Source organism: Achromobacter xylosoxidans (assembly GCF_001457475.1).
GTDB lineage: Bacteria > Pseudomonadota > Gammaproteobacteria > Burkholderiales > Burkholderiaceae_B > Achromobacter > Achromobacter xylosoxidans.
Map to the genome: position 1 here is coordinate 4,570,919 of NZ_LN831029.1, position 25,143 is coordinate 4,596,061.

The window sequence follows — 25,143 nt, forward strand, 5'->3', positions numbered from 1 at the left end:
GGGCCGCCTGCCATCCCGCCAATTCCATCCATCGAAATCAGGCCGCGCCCGCGCCGATGATCGCAATGGCGTCGGCCGCGCGGACGCCCTGACCGAGCGGCCTGACGAACAGCGGGTTGATCTCGGCCTCGACCAGCCGGTCGCCCAGGGCTTGCGCCATCCGCGCAAACGCGAGCACGGCGTCGACCAGGGCGGGCACATCGGCGCGGTCACGCCCCCGGTAGCCATCGAGCAACGGCCAGGTCTTCAGCCGCCGCAGGGCGGCCTCGACCTGCCATGCCGTCAGGGCCGCGCCATCCTCGGGCAGCAGCAACAGCGTGGTGTCACGGATCAGCTCGGCCACCACGCCGCCCATTCCCAGCAGAATCGCCGTGCCAAGCGGATCGCGATGAACGCCCAGGATGACTTCGGCCGCTCCCGCCACCATCTCCTGCACCAGGAACGCCTCGGCCACCCGCCCCGTGTGGCGCTGCACGTCCGCGGCCATCCGCCGCAGGCGCGGCCCGATCTCGTCGGGCGTCAGATTGACCGCCACCCCGCCGACCTCGCTCTTGTGCAGAATGTCGCCGGACAGCAACTTCAGAACCACGCGCGGTCCCAATTGCCTGGCGGCCTCGACCGCCTCGGCCGGTGAACGCACCGCGATCTCGCGCACGCCGGGCACGCCAAACCGCGCGAACAGGGCTTTGGCCTGGGCTTCGTCCAGGGAGCCGTGCTCGGGGCACGACACCGGCGCCGGCGACGGCGCCGTGGAGTCGGCCGCGGGCGGCCGCGCCGGCGCGTGGACCCGCCACATCGCCGCCAGTGCCGCACTGACGCTTTCCGGGGACTGGAACGCGGCAATCCCCTGGCGACTGAGCAACTCGGCCGCCCGCGGCGCATGCGGACTGATATAGGCCACCACGGGTTTGGCGCCGGGAACAAGCGCATCCCTCAACGCATTGGCCAGCAACTCCGGCTGGGCGACAGCGGAGGATCCCGCGATGGCGACGAGCGCGTCATACCCGTCGCTCTCGAGGACGGCGCGCACGGCGCCGCGCAGCACATCGGGCTGCAGGCCGGCCAGCGTCACGTCGATGGGATTGCGGTCCAGCGCCGCGTGCTCGCCCGTCTGCAGCGCCCGCAGGGCCGCGCCGGTGGGCGCGTCGGGCGCGGGCAGTTCGAAGCCCGCCAACCCAAGGCAGTCGGCCACCAGCGTGCCGGCCCCGCCCGTCGACGTCAGGACGGCGATACGGCGCCCCGCCAGCCGGCTCCCGCTCGCCAGCGCCGCCGGAATATCGAGCAGATCGGAAAACGCCTGCGCGCGGATGATGCCGGCTTCCTCGAACAGCGCGTCATACATGGCGTCGGCCCCCGCCAGCGCGCCGGTGTGCGACGCCGCGGCCTGCGCGCCCGAGTCGGAACGGCCTATCTTGAAGGCCACGATCGGCTTGCCGGCCCGGATCGCCTTGCGCGCCGCGGCGCGAAACGCGGCGGGGTGGCGGATGGTCTCGACATAGAGCGCAATCACCCGGGTCGCCGGATCATCGGCCAGCGCGCCGATGAAATCCGCCAGGTCCAGGTCGACTTCGTTGCTGGTGGAGATCAGCTTGGAAAATCCGATGCCGCGGGCGGTGGCGCGCGACAGCAGCGCGCCCAGAATCCCCCCGCTCTGCGATACCAGCCCGATCCCGCCGCCGACCAGCTGATCCGCCGCCAGGGCGCCGCTGGCCGACAACGTGATGCGGTCGGTCAGGTTGACCAGCCCGATCGTGTTCGGCCCCAGGATCCGCATCGCGCCGGCGGCGTCGCGCAGTTCGCGTTGCCGCCGCGCGCCCTCCTCGCCGGTCTCCGAATAGCCGCTGGCCAGGACGATGGCGGCGCCCGCGCCGATCCCGGCCAGTTCACGGATGGCCTGCTGGGTGCGTTGCGCGCCGAGCAGCACGATGGCCACGTCGGGCGCTTCCGGCAACGACCGTACATCGGGGTAGCAGCGCAGGCCCTCGATCTCGGCCGCCTTCGGGTTGACGGGATAGATGCGCCCGTCAAAGCCATGCTTGCGCAGATAGGCGATCGGCCTGCCCGCCGTCTTGGCCGGATCGGCCGACGCGCCCACCACCGCCACGCTGCGGGGCCGCAGCAATTGCCATACGCGGTTCATCGGGCCTGCTCCCTGGCCTGCGCCATGCCGGCCAGGAACGCCGCCACCGACTCACGGTGTTCGGTGCTGGTATAGCAGATACCCTGCGCCTGGCTGCCCATGGCGAACACCTGGTCGGCCGACAGTTCGGAACTCTGATCCAGGATGGACTTGCCAAGCGCGAGCGCCGTGGCCGAGCCCCGGGACAGTTCGGCGGCCCAGCCCTGGGCCATGGCCAGTTCGTCTCCTGGCCGCGCCAGCCGGTCGGCAATGCCCAGCTTCAGCGCTTCGTCCGCCGACACCCTGCGGCCCGAGTAGATCAACTCCTTGGCGCGCGCCAGGCCGACGCGGCGCGGCAGGAAATACATGCCGCCGCCGTCGGGGATCAGGCCTCGCGCGATGTAGCTCCAGGCAAAGGAGGCCTGCTCGGACGCCACGATGAAATCACAGCTCAACGCCGTGTCCGCGCCCAGGCCGGCCGCCGCGCCGTTCACGGCGGCGATGGTGGGCTTGGGCATGTGGTACAGCAGGCTGACGGCGTGATGGACCCGCTGCTGCCGCGACCACCCGTTGAACGCCACCTCGCCGGCAGGCGCCTCGATGCGACGCTGCATGCCGGCGATGTCACCGCCGGCGCAGAACCCCTTTCCCGCCCCCGTCAGCACCAATGCCCGGACGGCGCGGTCCTGCGCCACCGCCTCCAGCGCGTGGATCAGTTCGGTGCGCATGGCATCGCTGATCGCATTGCGTTTTTCGGGCCGGTTCAGCGTCAGCGTCGCCACCCCTTCATGTCGTTGCAGTGTGATGAATTCGTAGTCCGCCATCGTCTCGCTCCGTTGCTGTTCGATCGGTCCTGCCCGGCGGGGCAGCTTTCTTCTGGCATGACGACACGGTAGGCGCTACATTGGGGGGCTGGCACGCCCCTATTTCCATAGAGTGGAATTGAATGACCGCAAGACAGCCCGCCCGACCGCCCACCGACAGGCGCCCGCGCTTTGATGGCGTCAGCCAGAACCGGTCGCTCGAGCGCGGGCTGGAAATCCTGCGCGCGTTCAGGCCCGGCACCGACCTGCTCGGCAACGGCGAACTGGCCGAACGCACCGGCCTGTCCGCGGCAACGGTCAGCCGCCTGACCCAGACCCTGGTGACCAGCGGCTTCCTGGAACACGATCGGCGCGCGCGCGCCTACCGCCTGGCCGCGCCGGTACTCAGCCTGGGGCACGCGATGCGCGCGGCCTCGCCGGTTTTACGGACCGCGACACCGCTGATGCGCGAGCTGTCGCTCAAGCGCCACGTCAACGTGGGCCTGGCCAGCGCCGACCGCGCCGAAATGGTCTACCTGGAATCGATCCGCTACAACCGCAAGGCCTCGCTGCGCACCGTCGTCGCCGGCCAGCGCGTGCCGATCGAACTGACCTCGCTGGGACGCGCCTACCTCGCCACGCTGGACGGCGCGGCGCGCGGCGAACTGCTGGCGCGGATCATGCACGGCTACCGCAGCGCCTCCTGGAAGCCGATCCGCCTGGACATCGAGCGCGCGATCGCCAAGGTGTCGACCCGGGGCTATTGCGCGGCCTCGTGGCAACCGGGCGTCATCGCGCTCGCGACGCCGTTGGAAGGTATCGGCGGCCCGGCCCTGGCATTGAACCTGAGCCTGGCCACCGACGAGCCGCTTGCCGCCGTGGAACAACGCCATGCACCGGCCTTGCTGGCCTTGAAGGCGCGCATCCTGCATGAACTGGCGGTCGGGATCGAAGATTGACGCGGCCTCATCCGGTAAGAGGCTCCCGCCGCGCCCGCATGGCGACTTTGGCGCCGGCCGCTACCCCATTTTTTCGCACGCCTGCGCGCAGCGCTTGCAGGCTTGCTCACACTCCGCCATGTCACTCACGCCGGCGCAGCTTTGCGCGCAGGCGCGGCAGATTTCGGCGCATGCGGCGCAGACTCTGCCATGCTGCTCGATGCCGATGAGCATCGTGTGGGCGGCCGTCCGGCAGATCTCGGCGCATGCGAGCATCAGGCGAAAATGCCCTGGCTCGACGTGCTCGCCGCCGGCCTCCAGGCAATGCTGCGACGCGGTCTGCAGGCAGGTCCGATAGCAGTCGAGGCAAAGGCGCGTACACGCCTCGATATCCTTGTCATGTCCAGGCATGGTGTCCTCCTTGTGTTTGATCGGGACGAACCTGTCCAGCAAACGCCATGCCGGGGGGCGAGGGCCTGCCTCGCGCGTATTTAGCCGTCAGGATCAGGCCACCGCGCCATCGCCGGCACCCTCTGCCTGCGTCAGGAAATCGATCACCGCGCGCACGGCGGGTAGCTGGCCACGTTTGTGCGGCGTCAAGATCGTTGTCGTCACGCGGCCGGCGGTCCAGGCCGGCAAGACCCGCATTAATGTTCCCTCGCTCACGGCCTGCGCCGAGATCGTCCGCGGCAGGCAGACGATGCCGAGTCCCGCCTGCGCGGCCTGCATCAATGCCGTGGATTCGTCGGCATGCAAGCGCGGGCGCGGCGCGACCTCCACGATGTGGCCGCTCGCGTCGCCCAATCGCCAGGACTTCGTCGCCATGCCGGCCATCAGTCCGTCGTGATCGCCCAAGGCCTGCGGCGCTTGCGGCGCGCCGCGCTCGGCGACGTAGGACGGCGCGGCCACCAGCGTGATCGGCTCCTCGGCCATGCGCCGCTGCACCAGGTCCGAGTCCGGCAGCGCCGCGAAATGGCTGCGGATGGCGATGTCGAAGCCCTCTTGCACCAGATCGACGAAGCGGTCGGTGACGTGCAACTGGATGCGCAGCTTCGGATACCGCCGCGCCAGCACGGGCAGGCGATCCGCGAGCTGAAACTGCGCAACGGGAACCGATGCCGTGATCCGCACGGTGCCGCTTGGCTCCGCCAGCCGCCGATGCACCACCGTTTCGGCGGCCTGCGCCTCGATCATCACCGCGCGGGCGTGGTCGTACACGTCGCGCCCGACGTCGGTCAGCGTGAAGCTGCGCGACGTGCGGTGCAGCAGCTGCACGCCAAGCGCTGTTTCCAGCGTCGCAACCCGTTTGCTGACCGTGGACTTTGGACAGCCGAGCCGCCGGGCGGCCGCGGCGAAACCGCCGCTGTCGACCGCCTGGGCGAAAAAATGCAGATCGTTCAGGTTCAACATCATGGTCTCTATTTGTGGACTTTGAGTCGCAATTTATCCATATATTCAATCAATGTCCACGAACGTATATTTCCAGGCGTCAACCAACGGAGCAATGAAAATGAATCCCACATCTGGACCGATCCTCGCGGCCGGCTTTCCCCTGGGCAGCTCGGCCGGGCTCGTGACCGCCTTTGAATGGCTGGGCCAGCCTTATCGCATCACCCGGGTGGACATGCTGGGCGAGATGCGCTCCGACGCCTACAAGCGCTTGAATGGCCGGGTGGAAACGCCGGTGCTGATCACCGAAGCAGGCCAGGTCATCACCGAAACGATGGCGATCGCCCTGTGGCTGGAGGCGCGCGACACCGAAAGACGCATCAGCTTCGAGCCCGGCACGCGGCAGGCCGACCGGCTGCACCAGTACCTGGCCTTTCTCAACACCGGCTTCACCGGCGCCTTCTATCCCATGTGGGTCGCGCTGGAAGCGCAGGAAGCCACCGAAGGCGAGAAGGAAACCCTGCGCAAGTTCGGCCGCCAATTCGTCGCCCTGCGGCATGCGCAATTCGAAGCGATGATGGGCGACAGCGACTATCTGCTGGGCGGCCGGCCGACGCTGGCGGACGCGGTGTTCGCGGCCGTGGCGCGCTGGGCCGACTTCCATCAGGCGATCGAGCCGCGGGACTATCCGCGCATCCTGGAACTGCGCCGGCGCATCGAGGCCGATCCCGCGTTTCGCTTCGCCTTGGCGATCGAAGACGGCAAGCCGGCGATCGGCAGCGGCGCCATGACGGGCCTGGTCCCGCTCGAACAGGTACTGCGCGATACGGGCGGCGCCGCGGCGTGACGCGGACGCGGCGTTATCCGCGCCGAAGCGTGTCAGCGCGCGGGGCGCGGCGCCCAGGTTGCAAATCGAAGCGCCCCTGCCCTGTCGCCGGGCCTATGCTGGCAGGTCCGGCCCCTGGCGGCCAACCTCCGGAGAAAGCGATATGTTGGATCATGTCGAATTGCACGTGAGCGACTTCGAACGCAGCCGCGCCTTCTACCTGCAAGCGCTGGCGGCCTTGGGCCACGTGCCGCGCAAGCAGCTGTCCACCGGCATGGGCTTCGGCGTGGGTCAGGCGGACGACGCCGGCGACCCGGGCGGCGAATTCTGGATCCACCAGGGCACGCCCAGCACGCCGCGCGTGCATGTAGCGTTTCGCGCCCGCAACCGGGCCGAGGTGGATGCGTTCCATCGCGCGGCGCTGGCGGCCGGCGGGCGCGACAACGGCGGCCCCGGGCTGCGTCCGCAATACCACCCGCACTATTACGGCGCCTTCATCCTGGATCCCGACGGCTACAACGTCGAAGCGGTGTGCCATCACGCTTGACAATCCTTGACTGTTGCATGCTGGCGATACATTGCGACACACTGTAATCTTTTTCGACACAGATTGTGTCGGTCGGGCATGTGCCGGACTGGTTCGTTTCACCTATCCCTGCCATGCCCGCAACCCTTCTCGAGTGGTCCGTGCCCGCGGCGATCCTGATGTGCGCAGCCGGCCTCTGCGCCGCGCACTTCATCGGCTTCAACACGCTGCGCTGGGGCGGCGCCCTGGCTTGCCTGGGCGCGGGCTACGCCATCATGCTGGTGCAGGCCGGCGGGCTGGCGCCGTACAAGCAGGTGGTCGAGGATGCCTTCATCCTGGGCGGTGTCATCCTGGCCTGTCGCGCGCTGCAGGGCCGCCGCGGCCGCCACGCGCCGCCCTGCTTTGACGTTGCGATCCTGCTAGCCTCGACGGCGATGGTGGTGGTCTCGGTGGTGCTGTTCGCCAGCGCGAAGCTGGAAACGTTCTTCGTCCAGGCCTGTTGCGCGCTGGTGACCTGGCGCGCCACGCTGTCCTTCGCCAGGCACGCCGCGACCACCTCGGACAGGGTGCTCACCGCCGCTTTCCTCTTCATCGCGCTGGTGCTGACGGGCCAGTGCATCCTGTACCTCGCCGCGCCGACGCCCGCGCTCGCGGCGGGAGAATGGCGCACGTCCGTGTGGGGCATCCTGATCCAGTACACCGGGCTGCTCGGGAGCATCGTGCTGACCTTCGCGGTGTTCATCGCGACGAGCTACGACGCCATAGAGAAATACCGCCGCCACGCCCATACCGACGCGCTGACGGGCCTGCTGAACCGGCAGGGCCTGGACAACCTGCTCGCTTCCAGTTCCGCGCGCCCGCTATCGGATGGCCCGACGCCGACCGCGCTGATCATGGCCGACATCGACAACTTCAAGCGCATCAACGATAGGTTCGGCCACCCGTTTGGCGACATGGTGCTGGCGCGATTCGGCGCCCTGCTGCGGCCGCGGGCGCACGCCCAGGCTCATGCCGCCCGCCTGGGCGGAGAAGAATTCCTGCTGCTGCTGCCCGTGGCCGATCTGGCAAGCGCCGCCGCGATCGCCGAGGAGATCCGCGCGGATTTCGTCGCGCAGCGCTGGGCGCCGCAGGCTCCCGATTCGCGTTTCACGGCCAGCATGGGGGTGACGCTGGCGCAGGCCGGCGAGTCTTTCACCAGCGCGCTCCAGCGCGCGGACGACCTGCTCTACGCGGCGAAGCGACGCGGACGCAATTGCACGGTTGCGGGTCACGCGCAGGCGGACGCCGGGCCGGGCCTGGCCGCGTTCCGGGACGCGGCGAGTGGAGAAAGCAGCACGCATGACTTTGAAGCCCGCGCCGCCGTCCAGCGTGGGTAAACACCTATAAAAAAACCGTGTCGGATGCCGTACTGCTCGCGTGCGGCGCGCAATCTACCTGGGAGGATGTGTCGTGGTCGAAGAGAATTTCAATCGTACGGTGTTGTCAACGTGGGTAATCCTGCTCGCATCCGCGGCCAACTTCGCGCAGCCCGCGAACGCGCAGTCCGTCTCCGGTACCGGCGATGTAACGCCCGGACTGGTTTCGCCGGACTGGACGGTAGGGGGAGACCTGACCGTCGGAGAATCCGCCGCCGGCACGCTGACCATCAGCAATGGCGGGTCTGTGCGGAACGATTGGGCCTTCATCGGCTATGTCAACGGCGGCGATGGCACCCTGACCGTGACGGGCGTTGACGGCAGCGGCAAGGCGTCCAGCTGGACCAGCCTCAGCCCCGTGTATATCGGCGCCGATCCGGGCAGTACCGGCACACTGCGGATTCTGGACGGCGGCGTGGCGCAAAGCTACTCGGGCACCCTTGGCAGCAGTGCCGGCAGTGTCGGCACGGCTATCGTATCCGGGCCGAAATCGACCTGGAATCTCGACACGACCTACGCCTTCTTGATTGGCGACAGCGGCAAGGGCACGCTGCAGATCGACAATGGCGGCGCCGTGCACAGCGGCCAGGGGATGATCGGCTGGAACACCGGCAGCGAAGGACACGTCACGGTATCGGGCCGCGCATCGGCCTGGAACCCGTTCAACAACATCTACGTTGGTTTCGACGGCACCGGGGAACTGCTTGTCCAGGATGGCGCCACGGTGCATACCGAGGCCTCGACCTCGCCCGGCGCCCCGGCATCGATCTACATCGGCCAGAACGCAGGGGGCATCGGCACGGTCACCGTATCGAGCACGACAGGCGACATCTCGACCCTCTCGGCCACCGACCGCATCAATGTCGGCTGGGCTGGCACGGGATCGCTCACCGTGGCGAAAGGCGGGCTGGCCATCGCGGCCCGCGATACCTGGGTTGCCATTGACGGCACGTCCACCGGCACGCTGAACCTGACAGGCGACGCCAGCGGCCGTGGCGTGCTGGAGACCGGTTCGGTCATCAAGGGCGCGGGCAACGTCACCGTCAATCTGGACGGCGGCATCCTGCGCGCCAACCGCGACGAAGGCGATTTCCTGAAGGGCTTTGCCACGCAGGCGGTGGCGGCGGGCGGCGCCTGGTTCGACACGAACGGCCGCGAGGTCGGCGTGGGCACCGCGTTCTCGGGCACGTCCGTCTTCAACAAGCTGGGAGCCGGCAGGCTGACCTTGTCGGGCAACAGCGCGGCCTTCACCGGCAACACCCAGGTGCAGGCCGGCACGCTGCAGGTCGATGGCGTCCTCGGCGGACCGGTGGACGTGCTCGCCGGCGCGCGGCTGGCCGGGATCGGGCGCGTCGGCGCGACGACCAACAAAGGCACCATCGCGCCGGGCCCGCGCAGCGGCTTCGGCACGCTGACGATTGCCGGCGACTACGCCGCGCAGGGCGGCAACCTGGAAGTCCGCACCCGGCTGGGCGGCGATGACTCGCCGACCGACAAGCTGGTGATCACCGGCGCCACCGCGGGCACCACGCCGGTCACCGTGACGAACATCGGCGGCGCCGGCGCGCAGACCCAGCGCGGCATCCAGATCGTGCAGGTCAACGGCCTTTCCGCAGGGCAATTCAACCTTGCCAACGGTGACTACGTGATCGGCGGACGCCCGGCGCTGGTGGCCGGCGCCTATGGCTACACGCTGCAACAGGACTCGGGCGACGGCAGTTGGTATCTGCGGTCGTCCCTGGCCGACCCTGGCGCGCCGCAAGCCGGCGGTTCGCCGGCCGCCGGACAACGCCCGTTGTACCAGCCCGGCGTGCCGGTGTATGAAGCCTACGCCAACACCCTGATGCAACTGAGCAAGCTGCCCACGCTGCGCCAGCGGGTCGGCGATCGTCTCTACGATCCGCAGGGCGCCGGGCGCAACGGGGTGTGGGCTCGCATGGAAGGCTCGACCAGCCGCCTCGAACCCGCCGTGTCCACCACCGGCCAGCGCCAGGACATCGACGACTGGAAGATGCAGATCGGGGTCGACCGCGTGCTGGCCGGCCAAGAGGACGGTTCGCGCCTGGTGGGCGGGCTGGCCCTGCACTACGGCACCTCCGACACCCGGGTGTCGTCGGTGTACGGCAACGGCTCCATCGACACCACCCGCTACGGCCTGACGCCCACGCTGACCTGGTATGGCAGCGACGGCGTCTATGTCGACGCCCAGGCGCAGGCGACCTGGTTCGATAGCGACCTGAAATCCCGCCTGGCGGGCAAGCTGAAGGACGGCCGCAAGGCGCAAAGCTATGGACTCGGCCTGGAAGCCGGCAAGGCGTTCGGGTTGCGCGAAGGCCTGGCCCTGGTCCCGCAGGCGCAGCTGACGTATGTCTCCACGCGCTTTGACCGCTTCAGCGACAGGTTCGGCGCGCGGGTCGAAAGCGACAAGGGCGACAGCCTGCAAGGCCGCCTGGGCGTCGCGCTGGACTACAGGAGCAACGGCCAGGGGACGGGGAGCGACCGCCGGTCCAACGTCTATGGCGTGATCAACCTGAAACACGAGTTCCTGGACGGCACGCGGATCCAGGTCGCGGACGTGCCGGTGGTAAGCCGCATGTCGCGCACCTGGGGCAATCTCGGCGTGGGCGCCGACTACGCCTGGGGCAAGCGGTATGCCGTCTATGGCCAGGTCGACGCGGATGCGGACTTCTCCGGCAGCTACGTCGTCACCGGCACCGTGGGTTTCCGGATGATGTTCTAGGATCTAGACAGAATTTTCTAGAGCGCCTATCCTGCCGGATATAGAACATTTTTTCTATATCTGCGCAGGACCCATCCCTTCATGACCGCGAAATCCCTGGCGGGCGGCAAGCCCACCAACGCCGAGCTCGATATCCTGCAAACCTTGTGGCGCACCGGCCCGGCCACCGTCAAGCAGGTCCACGCGGCCATGGCGGCCGGGCGCGACAGCCTCACCTACGCCAACGTGCTGCGGCTGATGCAGATCATGCACGGCAAGGGCCTGCTGACGCGCGACGAAACCGAGCGCTCGCACGTGTATGCCGCCGCCCAGAGCCAGAAGGCGACCCAGGGCGGCCTGGTCAAGGACCTGATCAGCAAGGCCTTCGCAGGCTCCGGCAAGGCCCTGGTGCTGGCCGCCCTGCGCGAAGGCCACGTCAGCAGGAAAGACCGGGCCGAGATCGAGGCCCTGCTGCGCGACGACAAGCTGTGAGCGACGCCGCCTTCGCCATGGCCTGGACGCTCGGCGCCAGCCTGCCCGCGCTGGCCTGGAAGATCCTGTGCCTGCACGCGGCGACGCTGGCGCTGCTGTGCCTGACCCGTCGCGACGATGCACGGCTGCGCTACGCGCTGCTGGGCGCGGCGCTGCTGGCCGGCGTGGGCATCGGCGCAACCGACGTGGCGCTCGCCTGGCGCGCCCTGCCCGCCCCCATGGCCGCGCCGGCATCGAGCGCGGCCGCCACGCTCTGGCCGTTGTGGCTGGCGGCGGCCTGGCTGGCAGGCAGCGCGCTCGCGGCCCTGCGGGTGCTGTTGGGGCTGGGTTGGCTGCGTGGCGTGCTGCGCGCCAGCCAGCCCTGGGCCGATCCCGCCTGGCAGGCGCGCGTGGCCGGGATGGCCGGCCGCCTGCGGCTGTCGCGCGCGGTCGGCCTGCGCGTGGTGCGCAACCTGTCCACGCCGGTAACGGCTGGTTGGCTCAAGCCTGTGATCCTGGTGCCGGCCTCGCTCGTCACCGGCATGCCGGCGGACCTGCTGGCCGCGTTGCTGGCGCATGAACTGGCCCACGTGCGCCGCCATGATTACCTGGTCAACCTGCTGCAGCATGCGGCCGAGGTGCTGTTGTTCTTTCACCCGTCGATCTGGTGGCTGTCGCGGCGCCTGCGGATCGAGCGCGAGCGCATCGCCGACCAGATGGCGGCCACCCTGATCGGCAGCCCCATGCCGCTGGCGCGGGCCCTGCACGCCCTGGCGCGCGCCGCCACCGAGTCACCGGCGCCGGTGGCGCCCGCCGCGCGCGACGGCGACCTGCTCGACCGCATCCGCCGCCTGGCGCGTCCCGACACGCTCGCGGCCCGGCGCGCCGTGGCCTTGCCGGCGCTGGCGATGTCGTGCGCCTTGGCCGGATTCGGCGCCTGGTCGGCGCTGGCGGCCGGGCCGGCGCAGCCGCTGTCGGCGCAAGAGGCGCAACGACTGATGGCACGCATGCCGGGGGTCCAGGCACTGATCGAGGCCAGTGGCGCCTCCCATGTGCTGGTGCTGGACAGCCGCTCGGGCGCGACGCTGTTCGGCCGCGCCGAGAACGACGCCGTGCCGATCGCCTCGCTCACCAAGCTGGTGACCGCGATGGTGGTGCTGGACACTTCGCCAGACCTGTCGCGGCGCATCCGGATCGACGAGCGCGATGCCTTGGCCACCGCCTCGGGCGCCGCGTCGCCGCTGCCGGTCGGCGCCAGCGTGACGCTGGACACCCTGCTCAAGCTGGCGCTGATGGCATCGGACAACCGCGCCGCCCATGCCCTGGCCCGCGCCTATCCGGGCGGCGAAACGGCGTTCGCCGAGGCATTGCAACGCAAGGCCGCCGCGCTGCGCCTGGAACACACCACGCTGCAGGACGCGACCGGCCTGTCGAACGCCAATCGCGCCAGCGCCGCCGACATCGGCCGGATCATCGATGCGGCGGCCGCCTATCCGCAGATCGCGCGCGACACGACCACGCTTGCCGATACGGTCGAGGCGGCCGGCAGCCGGCTCAGCTATCACAACACCAATCCGCTGGTCGGCGCCCGGGACTGGGACGTGCGCCTGTCCAAGACCGGCAACTCAACCGAAGCGGGACGCTGCCTGGCGATGCGCCTGCATATCGACGACCGCGACCTGACGCTGGTCCTGCTCAACGGCCGCGCCGGCCACGCCTGAACCCTTTTATCCGTCCTGCCCATTTCGCTTCATCGACCATGACCGTTCGACGCCTTTCGTGCGCCCTTGGCGCAGCCCTTTCCCTGTCCGCGCTGGGCGGCGGCCCCGTCCAGGCCGCCGTCCTGTGCACCGTGGTGGCCGACGCCGCCGACGGCCGCATCCTGTTCCAGCAAGGCACGCAGCAGGCCTGCGCCGAGCGCTACACGCCGGCCTCGACCTTCAAGCTGGCCATCGCCCTGATGGGCGCCGACGCCGGCATCCTGCAAGGCCCGCACGAGCCGGTCTGGAACTACCAGCCCGCCTATCCCGACTGGGGCGGCGACGCCTGGCGCCAGCCCACCGATCCGGCGCGCTGGATCAAGTATTCGGTGGTCTGGTATTCACAGCTGACGGCCAAGGCGCTGGGACAGGACCGCTTCCAGCGCTACACCAGCGCGTTCGGCTACGGCAATGCGGACGTCTCGGGCGAGCCCGGCAAGCATAACGGCACCGACGGCGCGTGGATCATCTCGTCGCTGCGCATTTCGCCGCTGGAACAACTGGCTTTCCTGCGCAAGCTGGTGAATCGGCAATTGCCGGTCAAGGCCGCCGCCTATGAGCTTGCCGAAAACCTCTTCGAGGTGGGCCAGGCCGATGGCTGGCGCCTGTATGGCAAGACCGGCACCGGGTCGCCCGGCAGCAACGGCGTCTACACGGCGGCCAATGCCTACGGCTGGTTCGTCGGCTGGGCGCGCAAGGATGGCCGCCAGCTGGTGTACGCCCGCCTGCTGCAGGATGAGCGCGCCACCCGGCCCAACGCCGGCCTGCGCGCCCGCGACGAGCTGGTGCGCGACTGGCCGGCCATGGCCGGCGCGTGGCGCCCGTGATCCGGCCGGCCCCCGCCATGAACGGCGCGACGCGCGATGACGGCATCGACGCGCTGCGCGGCCTGTCGATCCTGCTGGTGCTGCTGCATCATTTCAACATCGCCTATCCGCTGCGCGATACGGCGCTGGGCGGCCCGCCGGGCTGGCCGCTGCTGCACGCCGTCGCGCGCAACGGCAATTACGCGGTGACGATCTTCTTCGTCATCTCGGGATTTCTCATCACCCGCAACGCGCTCGAACGCTGGGGCGGGCTGGACGCCATCCGGCCGGCGTCGTTCTGGCTGCTGCGCCTGGCGCGGATCGTGCCCACGCTGGTGCTGACGCTGCTGCTGGTCGACGCGCTGGCGCTGGCCGGCCTGCCGCTGTTCGGCAACCGCGCCGACAGCGCGGTATCGCTCTGGACCGTCAACGCCGCCGCGCTCGGGGCCTGGATGAACGCGCTGGTCATCCGGGAAGGATGGATCAACTATCCCCTGGGCGTGATGTGGTCGCTGTCGGTCGAAATGGCCTTCTACCTGCTGTTTCCGCTGGCCTACGTGCTGTTGCGGCGCGCCTGGCTGCTGCTGGCGCTGGCCATGCTGCTGATCGCGGCCGGCCCGCTCTACCGTCTTGCCAATCAGGGCGCCGGCGAAGCCTGGCTGTATGGCTATGCCGCCTGCTTCGACGCGATCGCCATCGGCTGCTGCGCCGCGGCGCTGGCGCGGCGGCGCGCATGGCCGGCGCTGCGGCGCCCCCTGGTCCGCGCGCTCGTGGGGATCGCCATGGCCGCGCTCTACCTGGCATGGCCGATCAGCCAGAGCAATATCCTTGGCGCCAGCGCCATCGCCGTGGGAACGGCCCTGCTGCTGCTCGGCGGGCCGGCGGCCAGCCCCTCGGCGCCCGGCCCGGCGCGGCGCCTGCTGATGCGCTGCGGCCGCGACTGCTACGAGATCTACCTGCTGCACCTGCTGGTGCTGGGGCTGCTGCGCACGGCGCTGCCGCCCGCGCAACTGGCGGGCGACGCCAGGCTCGCCCTGCTGCCGGGCTACTTCATCGGTTCGTGCCTTCTGGGCATATGGGTCGCGCGCGTCTATTCCACGCCCTTGAATCGCTGGCTGCGGACTTGGGGCAACCGCACTCGTCGCTGATGACGCCACGCCGGGCATTTCTTCCTGGACCTTGCCCTGGCCCGCTTGTCGGCCTATCATTTGCGCGCTTTGCCCCGCGGCACGGCCACCATCCAGCGCAAGGCTGGCCGGTGGCCGGCCTCCTCCTGCCGCAAGAATCCCTGCTAACCCGCCCCGCCATGACGCGCAGCACCGCCGCGTCCGTGGGGCCATGGATGCTTGACCAGGAGGACTACCATGGCTTTCGATTCCCTGCCCCCTCGCCCCGCCGCCGGACTGCCGGGCGGCCAGGCCTATGCCGAATCAGTGCTGGAACGCTCGCGCCGCGCCGCGGCCAGCCCGGATCTGCGCTTTCATCCCGACCTCGCCCATGGTTCGGATCCCGCCCAACGCCTGGACCTGTATGCCCCCGCCCATGCATGCCCGGCCGCGCTGCCCAGCCTGCTGTTCGTGCACGGTGGCGCCTTCGCCACCGGCTACAAGGAATGGATGGGCTTCATGGCGCCGGCAATATGCGCCACGCCGGCCTTGTTCATTTCGGTCGAGTACCGGGTGGCCCCGGGCCACGCCTACCCCGCCGCCGTGCGCGATGTGGCCGCGGCGGTGCATTGGGCCTGGCGCAATGTCGCCCGCTACGGCGGCGATCCGGACCGCTTGTTCCTGGGAGGCCATTCGGCCGGCGCACATCTGGCCAGCCTGGCCGCCCTGGACCGCCGCTGGCTGGGCGAATGGGGCCTGCCCGGCGACGTCGTGAAGGGCGTGCTGCCAATCAGCGGCCTGTACGACCTGACCTGCGACCCGGACCAGCCTTTCGGCGCGGCGGCGCTGGCGATACGCCGCCGCTTCATCCCCAATGACGCCGACGTGGAGGCGGCCAGTCCCGTGTCGCACGCGCATCCGCAAGCGCCGCCCTTCTATATCGCCGCCGGCGAGCACGATCTGGGCAATCTCGCGGCCGAAGCGGTCGACATGCGGCAGCGGTTGCAGGCGGCGGGGGTGCCCGTTGCCCTCGACCTGCTGGCCGGCCACGATCATTTCACCGCCAGCAGCCGCTGCGTGGACGACGGCCATCCCTGGATCGCGCGGGCGCGCGCCTTCCTGCTGAGCGGCCGCCCCGGGTGATGGCGGCCCGCCCGCCGACCGCATCCCGTGGTCCGCGGGCGGGCGGAATTCAGTCGGGCCCTGGCACCACCAGCGCGGCGGCCGAGCACAATACCTGGCGGACCAGATCCGCCTGGCGCCGCGCGCCGACCTTGCCCAGCACCTGGTTCAACTGATAACGCGCCGTTCCCACCGTCACGCCGCGATCGCGCGCATAGGCCTCGACCGTCTTGCCCGCGACCAGCGCGCTCGCCAGCCGCGCTTCCGCTTCCGTCAGGCCGAACAGCGCGCGCAGCGCGGCGATCGGAAAATGGCCGTGCTGCTGCGTCGCGTCCACGAACGAAACCAGCACCAGCCCTTCCCCGGACGCGCCGCGCCCATCCAGCCTCTGCAGCGCCAGCTGCATTGCTCCGTGTATGCCGGTCAGTTTCAGGAAAACGGGTTCGCTGGTCTGCGACGCGTGGGACAAGGCGTCCACCAGCGCCGTCTGCGCCGACGGCGGCGCACTGAACTGCTGGCCGCGCAGACTGACGACCGACCTATGGTCCAGCGCCCGGGCCTGCCGATTGGCCCACCATACGCGGCCGCGCCCGTCGCTCAGCGCCAGGGCGCGGGGCCAGGCGCCGAGATAGTGCTCGACCAGCGTCGACGCGCAGCGGCTGGCGGCCGCCGCCTGGGCCAGTCCCGCCGCTTGCAGCAGATGCGGCATCAGCCTGCGCAGGCGCTCCTTGTGGCGCGGCGAAAAATCCAGGTCATCGCGCGGGTCGCGATGCAGCACCAGGGCAGCATAGCGGTTGCCCCCCAGCGGCGCCATAGCTCCCATGAATCGCCCCAGTCCGGCACGGCGCAGTTGCGCGTGCAACCGATCGCGGATGGCCGTCTCCCCGGGCAGGAACAATTCGTGGTCGGTGGCGATGCGGCCGGGCCGCGAGGCCACGCGGCGCAAGCGCCAGGAATCGAACCGCGGGTTGCTGGCGTCCGACACCTCGCTGCGGTACGCGGCCATGTCGATGCGCGAATCGTAGGCGGCCCAATAGGGAACCGCCCGCGCGCCATCGAGTTCGATGCACTGCACCACGGCGGACAGGGTGCCGACTTCACCGCATAGCCGGTCCAGCACCGGCGTCCACCGGCCCGCGTCCGCGCAACACGCGTAGAGATCGAGAAGAAAGGCATCAGACACCGCGTTGACGGCCATGGACGGAGCACCGAACGACCCGAAAGCCGCCAATCGTCCGCCAACTCCAGGCCCCGCGCAACTGGGGTTTGCCAGCAACGCGGGCGGGCCCGGCCATCTGCAATTTGAGAGATGACCAGCCCCGGCGCGCTGCCCATACTCCGAACCGTGTCCATCCAGCCGCGCCGCCTGAGGAGGAGCAGACGGCGCGGCGGACACGTCTCTTACCCGCCGCGGGACGCGGCGGCAACGCACAGCAAGGACCACCGATGTCACCAGAACAGAATACGCCGATCGTGGCCGCGTTCGCGATGACCCACACGCCGGGACTGGGCGGCCAGACCGACAAGCCGCCTGCCGACCAGATGCAACGCATGATGGACGGCTTCGCGACCGTGAGGCGCCAGATCTCGGCGGCGCGCCCCAACGTGATCGTGGCGTTCGTCAACGATCACTTCGACATGTACACGCTGCACGCGATGCCGGGCATGGCCATCGCGCTGGGCGACACGCACTGGGGCCCGACGCTGGCCACCGAGGCATGGCTGGGCATGCCGCGCGCGCCCATTCCAGGCCACCCCGCCGTGGCGCGAGCCATATACCAGTCCGTGGTGGATGACGGGTTCGAACTGTTCCGTAGCGAATCGGCCGAACTTGTCCACAACGTGCTCATGCCGCGCAAGTACCTGTGGCCGGACGCGGACATTCCCGTGGTGCCGATCTTCATCAACTGTTTCGCGCCGCCGCTGCCCACCTGGCGGCGGGCGCACGCGCTGGGCGCGGCCGTGCGCAAGGCGCTGGCGGGCCGCGGCGAGCGCATCGCACTGATGGCCAGCGGCGGGCTGTCCCATTGGCCGCCCATCACGGTGGACGAGGAACACCCCGGCGATCCGCTCATGGAACGCGTGCTGCGCTGGCAGATCCAGGGCATGGCGGCGTTCGCGCAAGACCCGGACCTGCCGTTGGCGATCCTGCAGCGTGAAGCCGAAATGGCCGCTTCCGGCCGGAACCTGGTCAACGTCGGCTGGGACCGGCAGGTGCTGCGCTGGCTGGCCGACGGCGACAGCGCGGCGCTGCTGGCGCTGCGCCACGCGCAAGTGCGCGAGGACGCCGGACCCGGGGGCGCCGAAATGCTCATGTGGGCGGCGCTGATGGGCGCGATGCGCGACGCGCCGGCAGACATCGTCATGTACGAGGCGGTCCAGGAATGGATGGGCGGCGTGGGGCTGCTCAGCTACGCCAGGAGCCTGGCCCGGCCCTGAACCGCCGCGCCCGCCCCCCTCGGCAATCTCTCAACATGCCGCCGGCGAGACGGCCGGCGCAAAAGGAATTCGACATGACACTGGAAGCCATTATCAGCGGCGGCGGTATCGGCGGCCTGGCCACCGCGGCGGCGCTGGGCCGGCGCGGCTGGCGCGTCACCGTGTACGAAAGCCGGCCCGGACTGCGCGTCGCGGGCTCGGGCATATACCTGTGGTCCAACGGCCTGGCCGTGCTGTCCGAGATCGGCGCTTATGAGCGCGCCATGCGCAACGCCTTCCTGGCCGAAGGCGTCGAACAACGCGACCATACGGGCCAGGTGCTGGTCCCCGCGCTGTTGCCGCCGGGCCTGCGCGTGCTGGCGGTGGCGCGCAGCGACCTGCTCGCGGGCCTGGAGGCCGCCGCGCGCGACGCCGGCGCGCGCATCGTCACCGGCGCGGAAGTGGTGGCGGCCGAGGCCGACGGCACGTTGGTGTTCGCCAACGGCGACCGCGCCCACGCCGACCTGGTCATCGGTTGCGACGGCATCGCCTCGCCAGTGCGGCGCGCGCTGGGACTCGAACTGCACCGTCAGCGCGCGCAGGAAGGCGCCTTGCGCAGCATCGTCGGCGCCACCCAGCAGGAGCTGCCGCCATCGGCGCGCGGACGCTGTATCGAGATCTGGAACGGCACGCGCCGACTGCTCATCACGCCGATCAACACGGAGGAAATCTACCTGGCGCTGACCTGCCGGGAGGACGACGACCAGGCGCGCGACACCCGCGTGCAGCCGTGCTGGAGCGAGAGCTTCCCGGAATGGTCGTTCCTGCTGGACCGCATCGACCGCTCCCAAGTGCTGTGGAACGTCTACACGATCGTGCACAGCAAGCGCTGGTCCGCCGGCCGCGCCTGCATCCTCGGCGATGCCGCCCATGCGCAACCACCCAACCTGGGCCAGGGCGGCGGCATGGCCATGCAGAACGGTCTCGCGTTGGCGGCCCACATGGCCAATGTGCGCGATCCGCGCGACGTTCCCGAAGCGCTCGGCGCCTGGGAAGCCGCGACCCGGCCGCTGACGGACGAATGCCAGCGCTGGGCCTGTCTGTGGGGCGAGCTGGCGAACATCCCGAACGAGGCGCGCGCGCATCGTCCGGGGCGCGTTCAGCGAACCCTGGGTGCTGTCCAGGATCACGGCGGCATCCGGTTCGTCGCCGATCGCCGCCACCGACTGGCGCCCGGCCAGCGCGCGCTAGACGCGCGGCCACGCAGGCCGGCCGACAACACAAAACGCCGGCGCCACGCGTGTCGGACGATGCCAATATCCAAGGGGAAGAACATGAGACATCGCCATGCCTGGCGGGCGGCCGCCTGCGCGCTGCTTTGCATGACGGTGCCCGGCGTCGCCAGCGCCACCGAAAACGGCATACCCACCACCGTCAACGGCTTCTATGATTTCGGCGCCGGCATGTCACCGCCCGCCACACCGTTCGGCACACTGTCGTTCCGCACTTCGTACAACACGGCGTCGGTGCAGAAGGACCAATACGGCACGAAGCTGGACAACGATTTCTCGCTGCGCGTGCATACCGTCAGCGCCGCCTACCTGCGCATGACGCAGACCAGGCTGTTCGGCGCCAGCTACGGTTTCGGCGTGGTGCAGCCCTTCTTCCACATGAGCGCGGCCTTCGACGTGCCCACGCCGGGCGGCCCGCTGCGGCTCAAGGGCGAAACGTTCCGCATCGCCGACACGCTGCTGCTGCCCCTGATCCTGCAATGGGACGCCTCGCCCCGGCTGCATTTCAATGCGCAGTTCCAGGTGCTCGCCCCCACCGGCGACTACGACCGCAAGCGGCTGGTGAACCCCGGCCTGAACCACTGGGCCTTTTCCCCCATATTCAACTTCACTTATCTCACGGAAGGCGGATTCGAGGTGTCGTCCAGCTTCGAGGTCGACATCAGCACCCGCAACCGCGCGACCCGCTACCGCAACGGCATCGAATACCGGCATGAGTTCGCGCTGGGCCAGCACGCCGGCCCCTGGACTCTCGGCGTCGGCGGTTACTACAGCCGACAATTCAGCGATGACGACGCGCCGGGCCTGCAAGGCGGCAATCGCTCGCGGGTGATGGCGCTCGGCCCCGCGGTGAGCTTCTACCAGCCGGGCCTGCCGCCCGTGTGGTTCCATATCTACAAGGAATTCGGCGCGCGCAACCGGGCCGAGGGCTACACGGCGGCGCTGCGCCTGGCCGCCAGCTTCTGAAACGGCGCACGGCGGGGGCGCCGTGCCGCCATGCCTGCCGTCACACCCGCGGAGGAGAAGTCTCGCGCTCCGGATGCCGGTGCCGCGCCAGCGAATCGATGAACAGCGTCGCGGCCTGGGCCGGCGCCGGGTCCACGACCAGCCCGTCGTCCCGCCAGGCCGGATCGATGCCGGCAGCCTCCAGCAAGTCGGCGCCCTCGCCCATCGCCAGCAACGTCTTGCCATGGCGATAGGTGTCGCGGACGAATTCCAATGCGCGTCCATCCTGCCGCCAACGGTCGACGGCCATGCCGCCGCCCGGCACCACGGCCCCATCGAACACGGCGGAGGGCTGGTTGTCCAGCGAGGCATCCGCGTCGAGCGCATCGCCTTCGGCCGTGGCCACGGGGCCGATGCGCTGCCCCACCAGGCGCACCACCGCGCCGGCCTGGATCAAGGCTTGCGCCACCGCCGAGACCGCGGCGCCGTCCACGCCCTCGGCGACCAGGATGGCGATCTTGCGCGTCGCCACGCCTGCCTGGCCCGGGCGGGCCGTCAGCGACAATGACGGCGACTGCTCCACTTCCGGGCGCGGCACCTGCCGCACTGCCCGGGGCATCGGCTCGGGCAGCGCCATGCCCAGCCTGTCCGCGACCGACTGCGCCAGCTCATCGGACACGTTGCGCAGCGAGGCCACCATGCGTTGCCGCACCGCGGCCACGGTCACCTTGCTCAGTTCGAAGGCAAAGGCGCTGGCCAGGTGCCGGCGCTCCCAATCCACCTGGCTGTGGTAGAACAGGCTGGCCTGGTTGTAGTGTTCGGCGAACTTTTCGGGATGGCCGCGCAGTTCGTCTCCGCCAACCGGCTCGGGAAACGACACATACCCTTCCATCCCGGCCTGGAACGGACAGCCGCCGGCCAGGGAATTGGGTTCATAGGCCACCCGGCCGCGGTGGACCGCCTGCCGGTGCATGCCGTCGCGTTGATTGTTGTGCACCGGCGCCAGCGGCGCGTTGATCGGGATCTCGTGGAAGTTGGGTCCGCCCAGCCGCGAGATCTGCGTATCGACGTAGGAATGGATGCGCCCGGCCAGCAGGGGATCGTTGGTGAAGTCGACGCCCGGCACCACGTGCGCGGCGCAGAATGCCACCTGCTCGGTCTCCGCGAAGAAATTGTCGGGATTGCGGTCCAGCACCATGCGGCCGATGGGCCGCACCGGCACCAGTTCCTCGGGCACGATCTTGGTCGCGTCGAGCACATCGAAGCTGAAGCGCTCGGCCTCTTCTTCCGTGAATACCTGCACGCCCAATTCCCATTGCGGCCCGTGGCCCGCGTCGATCGCTTCCCACAGATCGCGCCGATGGAAGTCCGGATCGGCGCCGGACACTTTCACGGCCTCGTCCCAGACCTGGGAATGCGTTCCCTGCAGCGGATTCCAATGGAATTTCACCAACCGCGCCTCGCCCCGGGCATTGACGAAGCGAAAGGTATGCACGCCAAAGCCCTGCATCATGCGATAGCTGCGCGGGATGGCGCGATCGGACATCAGCCACATCAGCATGTGGGTCGATTCGGGCATCAGCGACACGAAATCCCAGAAGGTATCGTGCGCGGAGGCGGCCTGCGGCATGCCATGATGCGGCTCCGGCTTGACGGCATGCACCAGATCGGGGAACTTCATCGCGTCCTGGATGAAGAAAACCGGCATATTGTTGCCCACCAGGTCCCAGTTGCCCTCGTCCGTATAGAACTTGACCGCGAAACCGCGCACGTCGCGCGCGGTGTCCTTCGACCCGCGTTCGCCGGCGACGGTGGAAAAGCGCACGAAGACCGGCGTGCGCTTGCCCTGCTCGGCGAACAGCGAGGCCCGCGTCAGGTCCGTCAGCGGCTCATAGCATTCGAAGTAGCCGTGGGCCGCCGAGCCGCGCGCGTGGACGATGCGTTCCGGAATGCGCTCGTGGTCGAAGTGCGTAATCTTTTCACGCAGGATGAAATCCTTGAGCAGCGCCGGGCCGCGCAACCCGGCCTTGAGCGAATGCTGGTTGTCGCTCACGGCCACGCCCTGGTTCGTCGTCAGCGCCTGGCCCTGCCCATCGGCCCGCACCCGGCCAAGCTGCCCATCGACCGCATTCACGCCCGCCTCGGCCGGCTCGCCGGTCTTGGCGTTGCGTTCGCGTTCGGACAGGGAACTGGCCCCCACCGAGTCATCCGGCGGCGCAACCTGGGCGCCCCGGTAAGGACAGCGCGCGCCCGCCTCGCCGTACTCGTCCGCCTTGTTGGCATGCTGCGGCTGCGCCTGCGCCGTCGCCGCGACGGCGGCCGCGCGTTTCATGGCGGGAGAGCCGGTATCCGGGGCGGGCGGCGCGGCGGGTCCGCTGTCCGTATTGTTGAACGCGGTGTCGACGGCGCCCTGCGTCCGGGCCTTGCTGGATTTCCTGCCTGGCATGGCAATCTCCTTGGGTGTATCGGCTGGCCGACGCCAGCCCGAGGGCAATCGGCCTGGACCAGCAAGCGCCGTACCCGCGGCGGCCACAGGGTGTTTTTTGCGCGCGCATGCGTCGAATATCCAGAATTTCCGTGGTGGCGGGCGCCATCGCAATGGCAGCGGGCCTGGCCTCGCGCAGGACGGTGGAACTGCGCTCGCGCACGGAACGGGCAGAGTGGACGATGCCAGCGTTGGAAGGTCAAGGGTCAGTACAGGATCGATGCCGAAGGCATCGCGCAGCGGCACGAAGGTCGGCATGAAGATGACGACGATCCTGGTCCATTTCAGTGGCCAGGCCGTAGGGAAGGCCGGAAGCCGAGCTATTTTGTCAGCGACGACATGCCCGTTGAACCGGAGTCTCGGGTCTCGTGAAAGAGGGCTCGCCGAGCCGCATGGATCACCTTGACACCGAGCTCCGGCTTATTCTCAAAAGCCCGGAGCAGTTCATTATCGGGCGCCTGATCATGCCCGCTCCTGAGCACGAACTCGACAGGCCGATCGCCGCTATTCTGCAAACGCACAAAGAGACCGTCCTCCGATACGAAAGACACCCACTCCGACGCCTCGCTGTGAAATTGGACTAACACGACGAACCGATCGGAATAGTGCGTCACGGTCGTTCTTTCTTCCCGCTTCGAAGCGTTAACGAAGCCCTCGATCGCTGCAATGAACCGATCGCGAAAGGGGCGCTTGCTCTGGACCAGATAAGCTTGTAGATGATGCTCAGTATTACGCAGGATCCGATCGAAATCGTCATAGTGAGCCACAAACGGACCTGGTTCGCGGGCAGCCACTGCCTCGCCTCCCGATGTCTTCGAGGAAGCCCGGGACTCTACTTCATCCATATATTGGTCGAACTCTAGCGACCCTATCGGCGGCACGGTCTGCTGCGACATCGCTTCCAGATTCATGATCTCGGAGCCAGCGGCCGACGTGGCTGAGGCAGGCGTTCGGATGCCTCCTCGCACATTCTCGTGCTCCTGGTGCGATCCAAGAGCGGTTTCAATACGGACAACCGCATCAATCAATTGCTCTTCAGACTCGGAGCGTCCCAGCAAACGTTCCACCACGGCCTCCGCATCCATCCGGCCGCTTTCCGAGGTCAAATCGAAGCTCCGTCCCTCAATTTCTTGGAGGGCGGAAGCCAGAACATGTGGGTCGACACGGGCGACAAAATTGGTCATGTGGAACGAGAACACCATGGACGGCGGCTGAACTACCGTTGTCCTCCGAATGTACCGCAGAACGCCGCAGCCTGGACATCGTCAAAAAGGAAGTACTCATCGGTGCTATGCAAAAACCGTAACGGAGTAACCGCACCCGCCCCACTAGGGAGTTGTTGCATACCAAGGCTGCGGTAGAACTGCTGAAGCCGGGTGCCGCCAGCTGGTGAGGCATGCAAAATGAGAGAACCTTTGTACCCCCCGTCCAACGCCAGCTGAATGGAACAGTCTATCAAAACCCGGGCAACATCCTGAAGCACGGGCATGCCCAGTACCCCTGTATATAACTCTTTGGGCGCATCCGCCAAATACCACGTGAACGCGCGTCCTTCCGTAACGCCAAACGCCGTCGTTTCAAGGTTGGGGACGGCCGCCAGCATCCCGATGGGAACGGCCTTGTGCATAGGACCATCCACGACCACGCAAAGCGAACGGACATAACCCCAGCGCGCAACGGAACCAAGCAAGTTATACAGGCCTGCCCGTGCTCTCAGGCGCGGCCAGTTCCATGCCCAGTCCGCTCGAACTCTGCCGCTGGCCGTAGACGTGCTCGATACATAGTTATTCTGTATGACCGGCTGAACAAGCCCGTGCCAACGCCGCGCCTCGGCTGGCCGCATTTCGACAATGCTAACTGAATGGATAGACTGCCCCATGGCGCCCGCCGACTTGCCCACGAGCGCGCGGATTGGATTGCGCAACAATGCCATTAAACGTGAGCGCCCCGGTGAAATTGACGATCAAGACTCGGCGTCCTTCTTGCGCCCACGGATGAGCTGC

The 25,143-nt window shown here is 68.7% G+C and carries 20 protein-coding genes; 12 read left to right on the forward strand and 8 right to left on the reverse strand.

Going from position 1 to position 25,143, the window contains the following annotated elements; translation table 11 throughout:
• Positions 1-37: 37 nt before the first annotated feature.
• Positions 38-2,140: an acetate--CoA ligase family protein gene (locus AT699_RS20515; RefSeq protein ID WP_024069675.1), complete on the reverse strand. Its 2,103-nt coding sequence runs from the start codon at positions 2,138-2,140 to the stop codon at positions 38-40.
• On the reverse strand, positions 2,137-2,943 hold the full coding sequence (locus tag AT699_RS20520; RefSeq protein ID WP_006384934.1) for an enoyl-CoA hydratase/isomerase family protein: 807 nt from the start codon (positions 2,941-2,943) through the stop codon (positions 2,137-2,139). The genes AT699_RS20515 and AT699_RS20520 overlap by 4 nt, the downstream gene beginning before the upstream one ends.
• Before the next feature lie 122 nt (positions 2,944-3,065).
• Between AT699_RS20520 and AT699_RS20525 the strand changes: the two genes are divergently transcribed.
• Positions 3,066-3,881: an IclR family transcriptional regulator gene (locus AT699_RS20525; protein WP_024069676.1), complete on the forward strand. Its 816-nt coding sequence runs from the start codon at positions 3,066-3,068 to the stop codon at positions 3,879-3,881.
• A gap of 60 nt (positions 3,882-3,941) precedes the next feature.
• On the opposite strand, the gene AT699_RS20530 is transcribed toward AT699_RS20525, so the two are convergent.
• A complete protein-coding gene (locus AT699_RS20530) occupies positions 3,942-4,313 on the reverse strand; it encodes a four-helix bundle copper-binding protein (RefSeq protein ID WP_232254276.1) in 372 nt (123 codons plus the stop codon).
• A gap of 51 nt (positions 4,314-4,364) precedes the next feature.
• On the reverse strand, positions 4,365-5,273 hold the full coding sequence (locus AT699_RS20535; protein WP_024069678.1) for a LysR substrate-binding domain-containing protein: 909 nt from the start codon (positions 5,271-5,273) through the stop codon (positions 4,365-4,367).
• A 97-nt stretch (positions 5,274-5,370) separates the two neighbouring features.
• On the opposite strand from AT699_RS20535, the gene AT699_RS20540 reads away from it, so the two are divergent.
• The 9 genes from AT699_RS20540 (at position 5,371) to AT699_RS20580 (ending at position 16,021) form a co-directional block, all read left to right on the forward strand.
• The gene (locus AT699_RS20540) at positions 5,371-6,096 is read left to right on the forward strand and encodes a glutathione S-transferase family protein (RefSeq protein WP_024069679.1); all 726 of its coding nucleotides are present in this window, start codon (positions 5,371-5,373) and stop codon (positions 6,094-6,096) included.
• A gap of 142 nt (positions 6,097-6,238) precedes the next feature.
• Complete coding sequence (locus AT699_RS20545) at positions 6,239-6,622, forward strand: VOC family protein (RefSeq protein ID WP_006384929.1); 384 nt, start codon at positions 6,239-6,241, stop codon at positions 6,620-6,622.
• Between the two features lie 113 nt (positions 6,623-6,735).
• Positions 6,736-7,977 (forward strand): GGDEF domain-containing protein, encoded by a 1,242-nt coding sequence (locus AT699_RS20550; RefSeq protein WP_058207440.1) that lies wholly within the window; start codon positions 6,736-6,738, stop codon positions 7,975-7,977.
• A 73-nt stretch (positions 7,978-8,050) separates the two neighbouring features.
• Positions 8,051-10,756, forward strand: coding sequence for an autotransporter family protein (locus AT699_RS20555; RefSeq protein ID WP_024069681.1), 2,706 nt, complete (start codon positions 8,051-8,053; stop codon positions 10,754-10,756).
• Positions 10,757-10,837: 81 nt separating this feature from the next.
• Positions 10,838-11,227 (forward strand): BlaI/MecI/CopY family transcriptional regulator, encoded by a 390-nt coding sequence (locus AT699_RS20560; protein WP_024069682.1) that lies wholly within the window; start codon positions 10,838-10,840, stop codon positions 11,225-11,227.
• Positions 11,224-12,927: a M56 family metallopeptidase gene (locus tag AT699_RS20565; protein ID WP_024069683.1), complete on the forward strand. Its 1,704-nt coding sequence runs from the start codon at positions 11,224-11,226 to the stop codon at positions 12,925-12,927. Before AT699_RS20560 ends, AT699_RS20565 begins: the two co-directional genes overlap by 4 nt.
• A 38-nt stretch (positions 12,928-12,965) precedes the next feature.
• Positions 12,966-13,793 carry a class D beta-lactamase OXA-114f gene (locus tag AT699_RS20570; protein WP_024069684.1) on the forward strand — a complete coding sequence of 276 codons (828 nt, stop codon included), beginning with the start codon at positions 12,966-12,968 and terminating at the stop codon, positions 13,791-13,793.
• A gap of 17 nt (positions 13,794-13,810) precedes the next feature.
• Positions 13,811-14,920, forward strand: coding sequence for an acyltransferase family protein (locus tag AT699_RS20575; protein ID WP_058207619.1), 1,110 nt, complete (start codon positions 13,811-13,813; stop codon positions 14,918-14,920).
• Positions 14,921-15,136: 216 nt separating this feature from the next.
• Positions 15,137-16,021 carry an alpha/beta hydrolase gene (locus AT699_RS20580; protein WP_006384208.1) on the forward strand — a complete coding sequence of 295 codons (885 nt, stop codon included), beginning with the start codon at positions 15,137-15,139 and terminating at the stop codon, positions 16,019-16,021.
• Between the two features lie 49 nt (positions 16,022-16,070).
• Here AT699_RS20580 and AT699_RS20585 read toward each other — a convergent pair whose 3' ends face one another.
• Entirely contained in the window at positions 16,071-17,198 is a 1,128-nt protein-coding gene (locus AT699_RS20585; protein ID WP_006384207.1) for a helix-turn-helix transcriptional regulator, read from the reverse strand.
• 248 nt (positions 17,199-17,446) lie between these two features.
• Between AT699_RS20585 and AT699_RS20590 the strand changes: the two genes are divergently transcribed.
• Both AT699_RS20590 and AT699_RS32260 read left to right on the forward strand, forming a co-directional pair.
• Positions 17,447-18,439: a DODA-type extradiol aromatic ring-opening family dioxygenase gene (locus AT699_RS20590; RefSeq protein ID WP_024069686.1), complete on the forward strand. Its 993-nt coding sequence runs from the start codon at positions 17,447-17,449 to the stop codon at positions 18,437-18,439.
• Positions 18,440-18,513: 74 nt separating this feature from the next.
• Positions 18,514-20,676 carry a transporter gene (locus AT699_RS32260; protein WP_024069687.1) on the forward strand — a complete coding sequence of 721 codons (2,163 nt, stop codon included), beginning with the start codon at positions 18,514-18,516 and terminating at the stop codon, positions 20,674-20,676.
• Between the two features lie 40 nt (positions 20,677-20,716).
• Here the strand turns inward: AT699_RS32260 and AT699_RS20600 are convergent, their stop codons facing one another.
• The 3 genes from AT699_RS20600 to AT699_RS20610 form a co-directional block, all read right to left on the reverse strand.
• Complete coding sequence (locus AT699_RS20600) at positions 20,717-23,101, reverse strand: catalase (protein ID WP_024069688.1); 2,385 nt, start codon at positions 23,099-23,101, stop codon at positions 20,717-20,719.
• A gap of 359 nt (positions 23,102-23,460) precedes the next feature.
• Positions 23,461-24,342 carry a hypothetical protein gene (locus AT699_RS20605; RefSeq protein ID WP_035181213.1) on the reverse strand — a complete coding sequence of 294 codons (882 nt, stop codon included), beginning with the start codon at positions 24,340-24,342 and terminating at the stop codon, positions 23,461-23,463.
• A 14-nt stretch (positions 24,343-24,356) separates the two neighbouring features.
• Entirely contained in the window at positions 24,357-24,767 is a 411-nt protein-coding gene (locus AT699_RS20610) for a hypothetical protein (protein WP_006384202.1), read from the reverse strand.
• Between the last annotated feature and the right edge of the window lie 376 nt (positions 24,768-25,143).

What these genes read in the sequence shown, in the direction of transcription:
- AT699_RS20515 (WP_024069675.1), bottom strand. Translation starts at nt 2,140, where the DNA reads ATGAACCGCGTATGGCAATTGCTGCGGCCCCGCAGCGTGGCGGTGGTG.
- AT699_RS20520 (WP_006384934.1), bottom strand. Translation starts at nt 2,943, where the DNA reads ATGGCGGACTACGAATTCATCACACTGCAACGACATGAAGGGGTGGCG.
- AT699_RS20525 (WP_024069676.1), top strand. Translation starts at nt 3,066, where the DNA reads ATGACCGCAAGACAGCCCGCCCGACCGCCCACCGACAGGCGCCCGCGC.
- AT699_RS20535 (WP_024069678.1), bottom strand. Translation starts at nt 5,273, where the DNA reads ATGATGTTGAACCTGAACGATCTGCATTTTTTCGCCCAGGCGGTCGAC.
- AT699_RS20540 (WP_024069679.1), top strand. Translation starts at nt 5,371, where the DNA reads ATGAATCCCACATCTGGACCGATCCTCGCGGCCGGCTTTCCCCTGGGC.
- AT699_RS20545 (WP_006384929.1), top strand. Translation starts at nt 6,239, where the DNA reads ATGTTGGATCATGTCGAATTGCACGTGAGCGACTTCGAACGCAGCCGC.
- AT699_RS20550 (WP_058207440.1), top strand. Translation starts at nt 6,736, where the DNA reads ATGCCCGCAACCCTTCTCGAGTGGTCCGTGCCCGCGGCGATCCTGATG.
- AT699_RS20560 (WP_024069682.1), top strand. Translation starts at nt 10,838, where the DNA reads ATGACCGCGAAATCCCTGGCGGGCGGCAAGCCCACCAACGCCGAGCTC.
- AT699_RS20570 (WP_024069684.1), top strand. Translation starts at nt 12,966, where the DNA reads ATGACCGTTCGACGCCTTTCGTGCGCCCTTGGCGCAGCCCTTTCCCTG.
- AT699_RS20575 (WP_058207619.1), top strand. Translation starts at nt 13,811, where the DNA reads ATGAACGGCGCGACGCGCGATGACGGCATCGACGCGCTGCGCGGCCTG.
- AT699_RS20580 (WP_006384208.1), top strand. Translation starts at nt 15,137, where the DNA reads ATGGCTTTCGATTCCCTGCCCCCTCGCCCCGCCGCCGGACTGCCGGGC.
- AT699_RS20585 (WP_006384207.1), bottom strand. Translation starts at nt 17,198, where the DNA reads ATGGCCGTCAACGCGGTGTCTGATGCCTTTCTTCTCGATCTCTACGCG.
- AT699_RS20590 (WP_024069686.1), top strand. Translation starts at nt 17,447, where the DNA reads ATGTCACCAGAACAGAATACGCCGATCGTGGCCGCGTTCGCGATGACC.
- AT699_RS32260 (WP_024069687.1), top strand. Translation starts at nt 18,514, where the DNA reads ATGACACTGGAAGCCATTATCAGCGGCGGCGGTATCGGCGGCCTGGCC.
- AT699_RS20600 (WP_024069688.1), bottom strand. Translation starts at nt 23,101, where the DNA reads ATGCCAGGCAGGAAATCCAGCAAGGCCCGGACGCAGGGCGCCGTCGAC.
- AT699_RS20605 (WP_035181213.1), bottom strand. Translation starts at nt 24,342, where the DNA reads ATGGTGTTCTCGTTCCACATGACCAATTTTGTCGCCCGTGTCGACCCA.
- AT699_RS20610 (WP_006384202.1), bottom strand. Translation starts at nt 24,767, where the DNA reads ATGCACAAGGCCGTTCCCATCGGGATGCTGGCGGCCGTCCCCAACCTT.